Annotated in this window: 15 protein-coding genes; 9 read left to right on the top strand and 6 right to left on the bottom strand. The window is 45.8% G+C overall.

From position 1 onward, the window contains the following. Nucleotides 1-141 precede the first annotated feature (141 nt). The 6 genes from gluQRS to NGM44_RS03045 all read right to left on the bottom strand — a co-directional run bounded on the left by gluQRS (nucleotide 142) and on the right by NGM44_RS03045 (nucleotide 4,811). Nucleotides 142-1,062 (bottom strand): tRNA glutamyl-Q(34) synthetase GluQRS, encoded by a 921-nt coding sequence (gene gluQRS / locus NGM44_RS03070; protein ID WP_253224199.1) that lies wholly within the window; start codon nucleotides 1,060-1,062, stop codon nucleotides 142-144. A gap of 51 nt (nucleotides 1,063-1,113) precedes the next feature. Continuing rightward, entirely contained in the window at nucleotides 1,114-1,608 is a 495-nt protein-coding gene (gene dksA / locus NGM44_RS03065; RefSeq protein WP_371923526.1) for an RNA polymerase-binding protein DksA, read from the bottom strand. Between the two features lie 161 nt (nucleotides 1,609-1,769). Further along, nucleotides 1,770-2,615, bottom strand: a complete 846-nt coding sequence (locus NGM44_RS03060) for a metallophosphoesterase (RefSeq protein WP_253224197.1) — start codon at nucleotides 2,613-2,615, stop codon at nucleotides 1,770-1,772. 65 nt (nucleotides 2,616-2,680) lie between these two features. After that, nucleotides 2,681-3,478, bottom strand: coding sequence for a metal ABC transporter permease (locus tag NGM44_RS03055; RefSeq protein ID WP_253224196.1), 798 nt, complete (start codon nucleotides 3,476-3,478; stop codon nucleotides 2,681-2,683). A 6-nt stretch (nucleotides 3,479-3,484) separates the two neighbouring features. Continuing rightward, entirely contained in the window at nucleotides 3,485-4,285 is an 801-nt protein-coding gene (locus tag NGM44_RS03050) for a metal ABC transporter ATP-binding protein (protein ID WP_253224611.1), read from the bottom strand. After that, the gene (locus tag NGM44_RS03045) at nucleotides 4,263-4,811 is read right to left on the bottom strand and encodes a Fur family transcriptional regulator (protein WP_253224195.1); all 549 of its coding nucleotides are present in this window, start codon (nucleotides 4,809-4,811) and stop codon (nucleotides 4,263-4,265) included. Before NGM44_RS03045 ends, NGM44_RS03050 begins: the two co-directional genes overlap by 23 nt. Nucleotides 4,812-5,244: 433 nt before the next feature. Here NGM44_RS03045 and NGM44_RS03040 point away from each other — a divergent pair, with 433 nt between their 5' ends. The 9 genes from NGM44_RS03040 (at nucleotide 5,245) to atpD (ending at nucleotide 13,334) form a co-directional block, all read left to right on the top strand. Continuing rightward, on the top strand, nucleotides 5,245-6,090 hold the full coding sequence (locus tag NGM44_RS03040; protein ID WP_253224194.1) for a metal ABC transporter substrate-binding protein: 846 nt from the start codon (nucleotides 5,245-5,247) through the stop codon (nucleotides 6,088-6,090). 183 nt (nucleotides 6,091-6,273) lie between these two features. Further along, nucleotides 6,274-6,672, top strand: a complete 399-nt coding sequence (locus NGM44_RS03035) for an ATP synthase subunit I (RefSeq protein WP_253224193.1) — start codon at nucleotides 6,274-6,276, stop codon at nucleotides 6,670-6,672. Nucleotides 6,673-7,064: 392 nt separating this feature from the next. Continuing rightward, nucleotides 7,065-7,934 (top strand): F0F1 ATP synthase subunit A, encoded by an 870-nt coding sequence (gene atpB, locus NGM44_RS03030; protein WP_253224192.1) that lies wholly within the window; start codon nucleotides 7,065-7,067, stop codon nucleotides 7,932-7,934. A 51-nt stretch (nucleotides 7,935-7,985) separates the two neighbouring features. Beyond that, nucleotides 7,986-8,231 carry a F0F1 ATP synthase subunit C gene (gene atpE, locus NGM44_RS03025; protein WP_078253314.1) on the top strand — a complete coding sequence of 82 codons (246 nt, stop codon included), beginning with the start codon at nucleotides 7,986-7,988 and terminating at the stop codon, nucleotides 8,229-8,231. An 89-nt stretch (nucleotides 8,232-8,320) separates the two neighbouring features. Beyond that, entirely contained in the window at nucleotides 8,321-8,788 is a 468-nt protein-coding gene (locus NGM44_RS03020) for a F0F1 ATP synthase subunit B (protein WP_253224191.1), read from the top strand. A gap of 12 nt (nucleotides 8,789-8,800) precedes the next feature. Further along, complete coding sequence (locus NGM44_RS03015; RefSeq protein WP_253224190.1) at nucleotides 8,801-9,349, top strand: F0F1 ATP synthase subunit delta; 549 nt, start codon at nucleotides 8,801-8,803, stop codon at nucleotides 9,347-9,349. 31 nt (nucleotides 9,350-9,380) lie between these two features. Further along, a complete protein-coding gene (gene atpA, locus NGM44_RS03010) occupies nucleotides 9,381-10,925 on the top strand; it encodes a F0F1 ATP synthase subunit alpha (RefSeq protein WP_253224189.1) in 1,545 nt (514 codons plus the stop codon). An 81-nt stretch (nucleotides 10,926-11,006) separates the two neighbouring features. Next, nucleotides 11,007-11,879, top strand: coding sequence for a F0F1 ATP synthase subunit gamma (gene atpG, locus NGM44_RS03005; protein WP_253224188.1), 873 nt, complete (start codon nucleotides 11,007-11,009; stop codon nucleotides 11,877-11,879). A 30-nt stretch (nucleotides 11,880-11,909) separates the two neighbouring features. After that, on the top strand, nucleotides 11,910-13,334 hold the full coding sequence (atpD, locus tag NGM44_RS03000; RefSeq protein ID WP_253224187.1) for a F0F1 ATP synthase subunit beta: 1,425 nt from the start codon (nucleotides 11,910-11,912) through the stop codon (nucleotides 13,332-13,334). Nucleotides 13,335-13,350 lie beyond the last annotated feature (16 nt).

The raw sequence follows: 13,350 nt of genomic DNA, 5'->3' as shown, positions 1-13,350 counted from the left end.
ACTGCGCCCGCTCGTCTTGCTGTACTCTATATACTATCTGCGGCTCGCTGCCTAGTCTCATTTTGCTTTTAAACGACTATAAAAATCGCTTAGGCTGATTGGCTGAATATCAGCTGAGCTAGGGCAATCCATAAAGGTAGTTTATGCGATGATCGCAAGCTGCTCTTTATTCATCAAAGGCGCATTGTCCCAATGTTCAATGGCGTGAGTAAGAATCTCATCGGGCGTGGCGCTTGCCATTTCAGGGGTGGTTTTTTGACCAAGTAAATCCAGCGCACGCACCAAGAGCGGTGCAGGGCGGCGCGTATCAATCGGCGTGGCAAGATTTTGCTTTGATAGCTTTTGCCCTTGATTATTGAATAATAGTGGCAGATGATAAAAATAACTTGGCACAGGCAGGCGACACGCCTTGATGATGGCAAGCTGCGCGACCGTCATCGGCATGATGTCAAGTCCGCGCATGATGTGGCTGATGTTTTGTAATCCATCATCAATGGCGCAGGCTAGGATGTAGTTGATCATTTGATTTTGGCGTTTGACGACGACATCGCCTAGACTTTTGGCAGGATTATCCCATATCACCCCTTGTAAGCCATCGACAAAGGCGGTCGCGACATCGGGCAGTTGTAGGCGAATTTTACTATCGCGATTTTGCCAAGAGAGATTTTTGTGCAGGCATAGGCGCGGATAGACGATGGGTGCATTGAGTGCGTGTGCGACAGGGTGGCTTTGGCGATGGTCATCGAGCTGCTTTCGTGTGCAGTGGCAGGCATAGCACAAGGGAGCAAGCGCACCGTGCAGATAGTCATCATAGATTGCCACACGCTTGGACTGATAAATGACTTCATCATCCCAATACAGCCCCAAATTCTGCAAATCACGCAAAATGCTGTCGGTATATTCAGGCTTGCAGCGTTCAAAATCGACATCTTCGATACGCACAAGCCACTTGCCGCCCAAAGATTTGATATGACAAAAGCTCGCCACGGCAGTCGTCAGCGAGCCTAAGTGCAGATGATGGGTCGGTGAAGGGGCAAAACGCCCAACAGGTACGATGCTCATCAGATGTGGTGAATTTTGAATAAAAGTGAATTTTTATTCAATCAAAACAAATCATTGACCGTGATTTTGTTTTTCTTTGATTTCTGATAAAGTCTTGCAGTCAATGCACTGCGTCGCGGTTGGGCGCGCTTCTAGGCGGCGCAGACCGATCTCAGTGCCGCAAGTTTCGCAGTAGCCATAGTCGCCTGTTTCGATTTCCAGCAGTGATTTTTCGATTTTGCGGATCAGCTTGCGCTCACGATCACGCGCACGCAGCGTTAGGGCAAATTCTTCTTCTTGGGTTGCGCGGTCATTGATGTCCGGCATGGTGCTGGTTTCTTCATGAATGTGTTGCTTGGTACGCTCAGCTTCGGTCACCAACTCTTCACGCCAATTGGTCAAAATTGTGCGAAAATGTGCCAATTGCGCATCAGACATATAGTCTTCATCTTTGGCAGGTTGGTATGGTGCAAAAGTAGTTGCGTTGGTCATCCCGTTGTAGTCCTTATGGGTAAAAACAGGCGAAAATCTCGCCAATGATTGCCGCAGGTGGCAAAAAACCGCCATCACTTTAGCAAAAAATAATTAAAATATCCAATCTAATTTCTGAAAATTTACCAATTATCAGAAAATTTTTGACAATTAATGGTGTTTGATTAATAAAATTCAAGAGTAAACAGCGGCTTGCCACAAGCTTTGGGCATAACTTTGGGCTACCATACTGCGCACTACTCTGCGAATGGTGGCGTATTTTGCATAAAAATAATGTAACTTGATAGGGTGTGATTGTTGCTAATATGTATCATGCGACAGCCAGCAGGCGCGTCATCAAGACGAAATTCATCACAAAATGGTGCAAATTGGCGGTCGGTCGATAGGCAGGTGAGCAGCTGAACAGGGTGATCAGCTAGGGGGTGTATGGTGTGGACTTGATGGACATGACCGCACAGCACGGTGTGGGCATGGGGGTGTTTTTTAATAATTTGCCAAAAATCATCTTGATTATCAAGCACATAAGCATCAATCCAAGCCGAGCGCACTGGCAGCGGGTGATGGTGCATGGCGATGATGGCAGGAGCGGGGTTTTGGGTAAGCTGTTGATCTAGCCAGTCAAGGGTAGGCTTTGGCAGTGCGCCATGAGTTTCGCCATTGACCGCGCTGTTTATTAATAATAATTGCCATGCTGTATCGGCAAAATTTAGCATCACAGCATGGCGATCAAGCAGGCGCGCATCAGGATTAATGGGAATGTGCAGTCGCTGTGGGTAAGGCAGGCTTGTACCAATTTCATGAGTGACATCGTGATTGCCCGCGATGGCAAGATAGGGAATGTCTGTGCGGTCAAGCGTATCAAACAGCCAATCATAAGCATCGCGATTGCCATCATTGACCAAATCACCCGTCAATAAGAGCAAATCAGGCGCGGGATGATGGTAAGTGGCAAGCTTTAAAACAGTCAAAAATTGCTGATAGCTAGGCGCGTGTCCGATTTTGCCTGTCAAATGCAAATCGGAAATCTGGCAAATGTTCAGCGTATCAGTTCGGCTGCTTAAAGCGGTGATGGGATAGGTCATGGGTTTGTCAGTCAAGCTCAGTGAATTTTCTTGATAAATTTTTGGTGATTTTTTAAATAGTAAGCTTATTTGCCAAGTAATTTTTTCACGCCAAAAGTGCTAAAAAACCCCACGGCAAGCATTAGCACAATCGCAAGCCCTGTTTGGATATCCAGCCAGACGCTGCCCCAGATGCCTGCAGTGACGGCAATTTGTGCAAAGATCATCGCCAGTATCACCATCATCTTTGGCGATGGCGCGAATAGTCGCGCGATCAAGGCAGGCAGTACAAGTAGACCACTGATCAGCAGACTGCCAACCGCTTGTAATGCCACAGCACAAAAGCCTGCCAGGAGCGCCATAAAAAAGATGTGCTGCCGAGTGGGATTGATGCCTTGGATTTGCGCCAGTGCTTCAGAAGTGGCGAGCTTGACTTGTGCTTGCCAAATCACTGCCATGATGATAAGTCCAATGACGATCAAAATCGCAAGACGCGGCAAGTCCGCCCAATCGACATCTAATAGATTGCCGAATAAAAATCCCAAGACATTGGCTTGCTGCTGCGTCAGCTGTGTAAGCGTCAATAAACCTAAGCAAAGCAAAGTCGATGCCAGTACTGCAAGGGTGGCATCATTAGGCAGGCGCGAATCTTTCAGCACGGTCATCACCAGCACCACGACCGCACTGACGATACCGATGCCCAGATCATAAGGCAGGGATAGCCACGCTGCCAATGCCACGCCAAGTAGCGCACCATGCGCCAGTGTATCAGAAAAAAACGCCACGCGCCGCCACAGCACCAAGCAGCCCAATGGTGCAGACAGTAGCGCAAGCAATGAGCCTGCAATCCAAGCGGGGGCGAGTATCGAAAGCCAATCAGTCATAACAGATCACTTCACAGAATCAGAATGGTGCGTGTGCGCAGCGTGGTCATGGCTATGATTGTGGCTGTGGTCATAATGATCCAAATGATGCTCACAATGGCTATGCTCATGGATATACGGCGCTTGATAACCGAACAGCTGCGTAAACTCAGGCGACAGCGCGATTTGGCTTGGCACGCCCTGACAGCAGATGTGTTTATTCAGGCAGATGACACGGCGCGAGCCTTTCATCACCCAATGTAGATCATGCGATACCACAAGCATCGCACAGCGCAGAAACTCAGGCAACTCATCTAAGAACTGATACAGCCACGCTTCACTTTCAGGATCCAGACCTTGCATCGGTTCATCTAGAATAAGCAAATCAGGCTTATCCAATAAAGCACGCGCAAGCAGTACACGCTGCGTCTCACCGCCTGACAGATGATGCATTTGTTTATTCAGCAGTGGCGTGATGGATAGCTGATCGTACAGATAGGCTTTTTGGTCGGCGTTTAGGCGTTTGCCATCCGCTTGGGCAAGTAGGTCAATGGCACGCAGTGGCAGAATGCTAGGCACGCTAAATCGCTGTGGCACATAGCTGATTTGCTTGGTGTTTTTGATCAATGTGCCATGCGTGGGCTTTAACAGACCCAAGATAAGCTTCACCAAAGTCGATTTGCCCGCACCATTTGGGCCGATCAGGCTGATCATCTCACCTGATTCAATGGCAAGCGAAATATGGCTGACGAGCATCACCCCGTCAGCCGCTTGGTAGCTGATATTTTGTAGATCAAGGATGGGCTTAATGCTTGCCTTGGCAGTCACGGCAGACACCTTTTAGTTCAATGACACTGCGCTCAATGGCGAATTTGGCATCATCGGTGGCAAAATTCATCATCGCATTGACTGGCAGGTTGCTGCATTCTTCGACTTTTTCGCACACGCGACAAATCAAGAAGGCTGCAGCGTGATTTGAGCGCGGATGGCAGCAAGGCACATAGGCGTTCATTGAGCTTAGCTGGTGAATCAAGCCTTCATTCAGTAGAAACTCAAGCGAACGATAGACGGTCGGTGGGGCGATATTTTTGTGCTTTTCATGTGCTAAGTGCGTTTTTTTTTGTCTGCTTAATTGCAGCGCACTGATCAAGTCATAAGCGCCCATCGGCTTATCTGCCGCCAAAATCAGCGCATATACTTCTTCGCGCAAAGGGGTGAAACGCACACCACGCTCTAGGCAATAATCTTTGGCATCCTGCATACGCTTAACAGGATCGTTGTGATGTCCGTGATAGACATCGTGTTGGTGGAAATGGCACGCATCGTGTGCGTCGTGTGAAGTGGTGGCTTGCATACTTAAACCCCGAATGATGGTGGAAACCATCGGTAAAACATAAAAAACGCCCAAGAACCGAAGCTCCAAGGCGTCCAAACACAGTGCGTTATATTATATGCTAATTGATGCGCCTTGACTATACAACTTTAGACAAATTGCCAAATAAATTTGTTGGTCAATTGTAAATAATCTGTTCAATAAATAATCAATTATTCAAAAATAAAATATAGAAATAGTATAACATAGATTTGGTAGTTGTGCTATACTTGACTTGATTTTATGAAGCAAAATGACCATTAAAAGCGGCATTCTTTTGTCAATAATAACCAAGGTACAAAATCCGCAACAGTTAATGCGACTTTGTGTGAATTTTTCAAGATGCGAATTTTTCAAATCATAAGCGAATAACAGTCAAAAATGACAATCAAAAAGTGAGTTTGTTATGAAATCAATGATAAAAACCACCCTAAAACAAGGCGCGCTGATCGCTGCTGCCACGATGAGCATCAGTGCATGGGCAGGGGTTGTGAGCGTGAGTAATTATCCGCTTGCGCTATTGTCAAATGCCGTCACCCAAGGTGATCACGATGCTGAAGTCTTATTAGGTGCAGGCGATGTTGGTCATCACGGTGCATTATCACCAAGCAAGGTGAAGCTTGTCGAAGACAGTCAGTTCGTCGTATGGTTCGGCGGTGATCTGGAGCAGAATCTTGTCAAATCACTGGACAATGCGCCCAATGCCATTAGTTTATTGAAATTCAATGCTTTTACGCGCCATCCACTCAGAAACATCGATGGCACAGCGCGCACAAATACCCAAGATCCGCACATTTGGCTCGATCCGACCAATGCCAAAGCCATCGTCAAGGCGCTTGCGGTGATTCATGGTCATGCCAATCCTGCGTCCAAAGCCAAATATCAAGCCAATGCTGATGATTTTATCAAAAAAATGGACGCTGCCGTCGCTGAAGTCGGTCAGACGCAAGTTCAGCCATATTGGGCGTATCACGATGCATTTCAATACATCGAAACTGCTGCCAAATTAAAATTCGCCGGCGCATTGACACCTGATCATCATATCAGCCCAAAAGCAAGCCAAATCAAGCACTTATCTGATACTCGCCCGAAGCCTGCCATGTGTCTTGCGTCACAAGGTCCAGTCTCTGATGGCATTAAAAATAAGCTTGGCAATGTCACTGTCAGTATTCAGCAAGAAGACATGAGCGGCGGTAGTGATGACTTTGTAGAGATTTGGAAACAAGTCGTCAGCGATCTGCAGGCGTGTGCAGGCGCATAAGCGTACATTTGTTAGGCTTGACAAGAATAACACTTGCCTAAGTCGGACAAGGCTTTTATAATCATAAGGCTTGGTAGTTTGCCAAGCCTTTTTTACGCCATTTGCATTTATATAAATGGCAATGCAGCGAAGTTTATTGAAAGCACAATCATTATAAGCATTTGATTTTTTGGGCAGAAATTCATGACCAGACCAGCCAAGCGAAACAGCCAAGCAGATATTTATCGCAATCAAAAACGCCAAAGTATCGTGCTTTTGGGCATTATTATTGTCGCGGCAGTATATAGTATGATGAAAGGCGATGTATCGCTTGCCATTGCCAAATCGGTGGCGGCAGGTGGGATGCTGGCGTATCTTGCTCAGTGTGTGTTTACTTTTATTGCTTATCGCGAAACGGGCACGCGACAATCGCGGCAGATCATGCTGAATATGTATTTGGGGCAGATGCTCAAATGGGCGGTGACGCTGATTGGCTTTGCGCTGATTTTTACCAAAGCGATCGATGTCAATGTGCTGATGGTGATTTTGGGCTATTTGCTCATGCAATTGGTACACACGCTGTCACTGATGCGATTGAAATAAATAAACAATCCGCTGCATAAATATCATGTAAAAACAGCAAAATAGGCGCAAAAACGGGCATTATTGCCTGAATATTACCCAAAGCATCATAAAATTGAAAAATTTCGGTAATAAAAATCACATTAGCCCTTTACATATCGCCTACACTAAAGTAATATACTCGGTTAGTTACAAAAGCAATTTATTGTTTCACAGTTCACCGCAGTTTGGGTGACGCATTGATTTTCAGCTCGCACGCAGTCAGAGACTTGACACCACAGCGCGAGATGGAATCACCAGATCGACCTTGATTTGGTGGCAATGGATTGAGCGTGTTGAATCGTAACTTCGTTTTTGATTTGGCGTATTTTCTCCAATCTTTCTTTTGTTTGAGTTAAAATAAGTAGCTTATTATGGCAGCCGAACAGACATCTTCACAATATATTGCTCACCATTTGACCAACTGGACATATGGCAACCACCCAGAGCATGGCTGGAAAGTGGCAGCAGATGCCACTGAAGCGTCGCAAATGGGTTTTAGTGCCATTCATCTGGATTCTATGCTTTGGTCAGTTGGCTTGGGTATTTTCTTTTGTGCGCTTTTTTGGGCGGTGGGTCGCAAGGCGACTGCTGGCGTTCCAACCAAGCTGCAAGCGTTTGTTGAGCTGATTGTAGATTTCGTGGACAACAGTGTTCGTGAATCGTACAATGGCCCATCAAAGCTGATCGCGCCATTGGCATTGACGATTTTTGTGTGGATTTTCTTGATGAACTTGATGGACCTAGTGCCAATCGACTTCATCCCAACTCTTGCACAAAAAGTCGGCGCTGCTATGGGTCATGATCCGCATCATGTTTACTTTAAGATTGTACCAACCACCGACCCGAACATCACTTTGGGTATGGCGATTGGTGTCCTATTGTTGATCATTGGATTTGGTATCAAATATAAGGGCATTGGCGGCTTTATCGCAGAATTTACTTTGCACCCATTCAGTGCAAAAAACCCAATTTTGCAAGCTGTACTAATCCCTGTAAACCTAGTACTAGAAATCGTTACTCTATTGGCAAAACCAATCTCATTGGGTCTGCGTCTATTCGGTAACATGTACGCAGGTGAGTTGATCTTTATCTTGATCGCGCTGATGCCATTCTGGATTCAGTGGGCATTGAGTGTGCCTTGGGCAATCTTCCATATCTTGGTAATTACTCTTCAGGCGTTCGTATTTATGATGTTGACGATTGTTTATCTGTCGTTGATCTCAGCACAATCCGAACATTAATTTGAACCTTTTTCATTAACCCTTTTTATTTTAGGTCATTAAGGAGACATCATGGATCCAGTAATCGCACAATACACGCTACTAGCAGTCGCTCTACTAATCGGTCTAGGCGCACTAGCAACTGGTATCGGTTTCGCTATCCTAGGCGGTAAATTCCTAGAAAGTACTGCTCGTCAGCCAGAACTTGGTTCACAACTTCAAACCAAAATGTTTATCGTAGCTGGTCTACTTGACGCCGTACCAATGATCGGTGTTGGTATCGCAATGCTACTATTGTTCGCCAACCCATTCGCATAAGCTGAAACTGTCAGTTTAACGACCACCTTTGATGGCGCAGCTTTCAAAGGTGGGTATCACCTGACTTTCACTAACAACGAGGTGATTGGATGATCAATTCTACCATTATCGGTCAGATGATTGCGTTTGCGATTTTTGTGCTATTTTGCATGAAGTTCGTATGGCCACCACTGATCGGCGCGATTAATGAGCGCCAAAGAAAAATTGAGGAAGGCTTAAACGCCGCCGAAAAAGCAAAAGCAGATCTTGCTTCTGCTGAAAAGCAAGTTGAACAAGAATTTGCTGCCGCAAAAACCGAAGCCGCTTCTATCATCGAACGCGCGAATAAAACCGCTAACCAAATGATCGAAGAAGCCAAAGAGCAAGCCCGCCAAGAAGGCGAGCGAATCATTGCACAGGCTCATGCGACTGTAGAGCAAGAAGTTGCTCAAACTCGTGAACAGCTACGCAAACAAGTGGCTCAATTGGCAGTGTTAGGTGCAGAAAAGATTTTGCAAGACAAAGTCAATGAACAAGAACACGCCAGCATGCTTGACCAGTTGGCGGCTAAGCTGTAATTAGAGGATAACATGGCTGAACTATCTACCTTAGCAAGACCATATGCCAAAGCAGCATTTGACTATGCTAAAGAGCAAAATGTAATCAATAATTGGGAGACCTTTTTGTCGGTTGCTAGCAGTATTGTAAGCAATGAAGAATTTGCTTCTTTGCTGAACAATCCAGCCATTTCTGCAGATCAAAAGGCAGATGTATTGCTTGATGCCTACAACAAAATCTCTGCAGAAGAAGCTTCTTTAGCATTGGCTAATTTTACCAAACAGCTAGCAGGACATGATCGTTTGGCGCTATTGCCAGAGATTCATGCGCATTACAGCAAGCTTAAGTCGCAAGAGCTAAAACAGGTTGACGCTTATGTTACTTCAGCCTATCCACTAACCGAAGCCCAGCGTAAAAATTTGCAGGAACGCTTAGCAGTTTCTACAGGGTCTATTGTCATTTTACATGAAGAAGTGAATCCTGAACTGCTTGGTGGCGCTACCATTAAAGTGGGCGATAAGTTTACCGATGGCTCAGTGCGTGGCAAGTTAAAACAATTAAAGACTCAGCTGACCGCATAAGTCAGCTGTCTAAATTTAAGGAAACAAGGCAATGCAACAATTGAATCCAGCCGAAATCAGCAATCTGATTAAGCAGCGTATTCAAGACCTTGACGTAAGCGCAACTGCAAAAACGGAAGGCGTAATCGTCAAAGTCTCTGATGGTATTGTGCAAATTCATGGCCTAGAAGAGGCTATGTATGGCGAGATGATTGAGTTCGAAGGTGGCGTATATGGTATGGCGCTGAACCTAGAACAAGATTCAGTCGGTGCGGTTGTACTGGGTGAATATCTAAGCCTTCAAGAAGGTCAAAAAGCATACTGCACAGGTCGTATCTTGGAAGTCCCAGTAGGTCCTGAGCTATTAGGTCGTGTTGTTGACGCATTGGGTAACCCAATCGACGGCAAAGGTCCAATCAATGCAAAATTGACTGACAAAGTTGAAAAAATCGCACCAGGCGTTATCGCTCGTCAATCAGTTGATGAGCCTGTGATGACTGGTTATAAAGCAGTAGATACTATGATTCCTATCGGTCGTGGTCAGCGTGAGTTGATCATTGGTGACCGCCAAACTGGTAAAACTGCATTGGCAATCGACGCCATCATCGCTCAGAAAAATTCTGGCATCAAGTGTGTGTATGTGGCTGTTGGTCAAAAGCGTTCGACCATCGCTAACGTTGTGCGTAAGCTAGAAGAAACTGGCGCACTTGAGTACACCACAGTTGTTGTTGCGTCTGCATCGGAGCCAGCAGCACTACAATACATCGCGCCATACTCTGGCTGTACGATGGGTGAATACTTCCGTGACCGCGGTGAAGATGCATTGATTGTTTATGATGATCTGTCTAAGCAAGCAGTTGCTTATCGTCAAATTTCATTGCTACTACGCCGTCCACCAGGACGCGAAGCTTACCCAGGTGACGTATTCTATCTACACTCACGCCTACTAGAGCGTGCATCTCGTGTAAATGCTGACTATGTAGAAGCATTCACCAATGGTGAAGTAAAAGGCAAAACTGGTTCTTTGACTGCATTGCCAATCATCGAAACCCAAGCAGGTGACGTATCAGCATTCGTACCTACCAACGTGATTTCTATTACCGATGGTCAGATTTTCCTTGAGTCAAACCTATTTAACTCAGGTATCCGCCCTGCGGTGAACGCTGGTATCTCGGTATCGCGTGTTGGTGGTGCTGCACAAACCAAGATCATCAAAAAGCTATCAGGTGGTATCCGTACCGCACTAGCACAGTATCGCGAGTTGGCAGCATTTGCTCAGTTTGCATCTGACCTTGATGATGCGACCAAGCAGCAGCTTGAGCATGGTGTGCGTGTTACTGAGCTGATGAAGCAAAAGCAATATGCGCCGATGTCTATCGCTGATCAAGCAGCAGTTATTTATGCATCAAACGAAGGCTACCTAGCTGATGTGCCAGTTGAAAAAATTGGTGCATTCGAAGAAGCATTCCTTCGCTTCTTGCGCACAGAACACGCTGCATTGATGACTGAAATTGATGAAACTGCAAACTACAACGATGACATCGAAGGTCGTCTAAAAGCTGCAGTGGAAAGCTTCAAGGCATCTACCAGCTTCTAAGCAAAACAAGCAATATGGTGTGTTAGGCGTTGTTTAACGCACCATAAACCCATTTAAAATAAGTCCAGTATTGGAATAATTATGGCAAGCTTAAAAGAAATTCGTGCTAAAGTAACCAGTATCAAAAGCACGCAAAAAATCACCCGCGCTATGCAAATGGTGGCTGCCAGTAAAATGCGTCGTGCACAAGAGCGAATGGAAGCAGGTCGCCCTTATGCAGATGGTGTGCGTCGAGTGATTTCACACCTTGTGCAAGCACAATCGGACTACAAGCACCCATACATGGTAAGCTGTCCAGTCAATCGCGTTGGCTTTGTGGTGGTGACTTCAGACCGTGGCTTGGCAGGTGGTTTGAATATCAACTTGTTTAAAAACTTGTTGAAAAAAGTCAAAAGCTACCAAGAGCAGTCAGTTGAGATTGAGTTTGCAGTCATTGGTGCAAAAGGCGTTGGTTTTTTCAAGAACTTTGGCGGTAAAGTTACTTCTGCAGTGACAGATTATGGCGATAATCCATCGCTAGAACAAATCAATACACCAGTTCAAGCCATGCTTGATGATTATCAAAATGGCAAATTGGATCGCATTTATTTGGTGTACAACCAATTCATCAATGCGATGGCTCAAAAGCCAACCGTAGAACAGATTGTTCCGTTGGCAGAAGGTGAGTTTGAAGGCAATGAACTTCAAGCACACAGCTGGGATTATATCTATGAGCCCGATACCAAGACCTTGATTGATGGCTTGTTGCTACGCTACATCGAATCGGTGGTTTACCAATCAGTACGCGAAAATATTGCATCAGAGCAATCAGCTCGTATGGTGGCAATGAAAGCAGCAACAGATAATGCTGGTAACTTAATCAAAGAATTACAGTTGGTTTATAACAAGCTGCGTCAAGCGGCGATTACCCGAGAGATCTCGGAAATCGTTGGTGGTGCTGCCGCTGTTTCTTAATTGACTAATATTAGATAATAGGAGAACGCAATGAGCGGTCGTATTGTACAGATTATTGGCGCGGTTATTGACGTTGAATTTGACCGTGGTCAAGTACCACAAATCTATGACGCACTTAGCGTCGATGGTACTGAAACTACGCTAGAAGTACAACAACAGCTGGGTGATGGCGTGGTGCGTACCATTGCTATGGGCTCAACTGAAGGTCTAAAGCGTGGTCTTACTGTTTCTAACTCAGGCGCACCAATTTCTGTGCCAGTAGGTCAAGCGACACTTGGCCGTATCATGGATGTATTGGGTCGCCCAATCGATGAAGCTGGTCCAGTAAACGCAGCTGAGAAATGGTCTATCCACCGTGAAGCACCAAGCTACGATGAGCAATCAAACTCAACTGAACTACTAGAAACCGGTATTAAAGTTATTGACTTGCTATGTCCATTCGCTAAAGGTGGTAAAGTTGGTCTGTTCGGTGGTGCAGGTGTTGGTAAAACCGTTAACATGATGGAATTGATCAACAACATCGCCCTGAAACACTCTGGTCTTTCTGTATTCGCTGGTGTTGGTGAGCGTACTCGTGAAGGTAACGACTTCTACCACGAAATGCAAGAAGCTGGCGTTGTGAATACCGAAGACTTCACCAAGTCTAAAGTAGCGATGGTCTATGGTCAGATGAATGAGCCACCAGGAAACCGTCTGCGTGTTGCTTTGACTGGTCTAACCATGGCAGAATACTTCCGTGACGAAAAAGACGAAGCAACTGGTAAAGGACGTGATGTTCTATTGTTCGTTGACAACATCTATCGTTATACCCTAGCCGGTACTGAAGTATCAGCACTACTAGGTCGTATGCCATCTGCGGTAGGTTATCAGCCAACCTTAGCAGAAGAGATGGGTGCGCTACAAGAGCGTATTACTTCGACTCAATCAGGCTCTATTACTTCTGTGCAAGCGGTTTATGTACCTGCGGACGACTTGACTGACCCAAGCCCTGCGACTACTTTCGCTCACTTGGATGCAACAGTCGTACTAAGCCGTGACATCGCGTCACAAGGTATCTATCCTGCGGTTGATCCACTAGACTCAACTTCTCGTCAGCTTGATCCACAAGTGATCGGTGAAGAGCACTACAATGTTGCTCGTGGCGTGCAAGAAGTTCTACAACGCTACAAAGAGCTAAAAGACATCATCGCCATTTTGGGTATGGATGAGTTGTCAGAAGAAGATAAACTGACTGTTTACCGCGCTCGTAAGATCCAGCGTTTCTTGTCTCAGCCATTCCATGTGGCAGAAGTCTTCACTGGTGCACCAGGTAAATATGTCGCGCTTCGTGATACCATCGCTGGCTTTAAAGCGATCATCGAAGGTGAATATGACCATATGCCAGAGCAAGCTTTCTACATGGTTGGCGGTATCGATGAAGCCGTTGCCAAAGCTGAGAAGCTAAAAGCTGCTTAATGCGCTTGTATTGACT

Source organism: Moraxella sp. FZFQ2102, assembly GCF_024137865.1.
Classification (GTDB): Bacteria; Pseudomonadota; Gammaproteobacteria; order Pseudomonadales; family Moraxellaceae; genus Moraxella.
The sequence above is the reverse complement of the archived record's forward strand: the minus strand, read 5'-3'. Positions and strand labels throughout refer to the sequence as shown.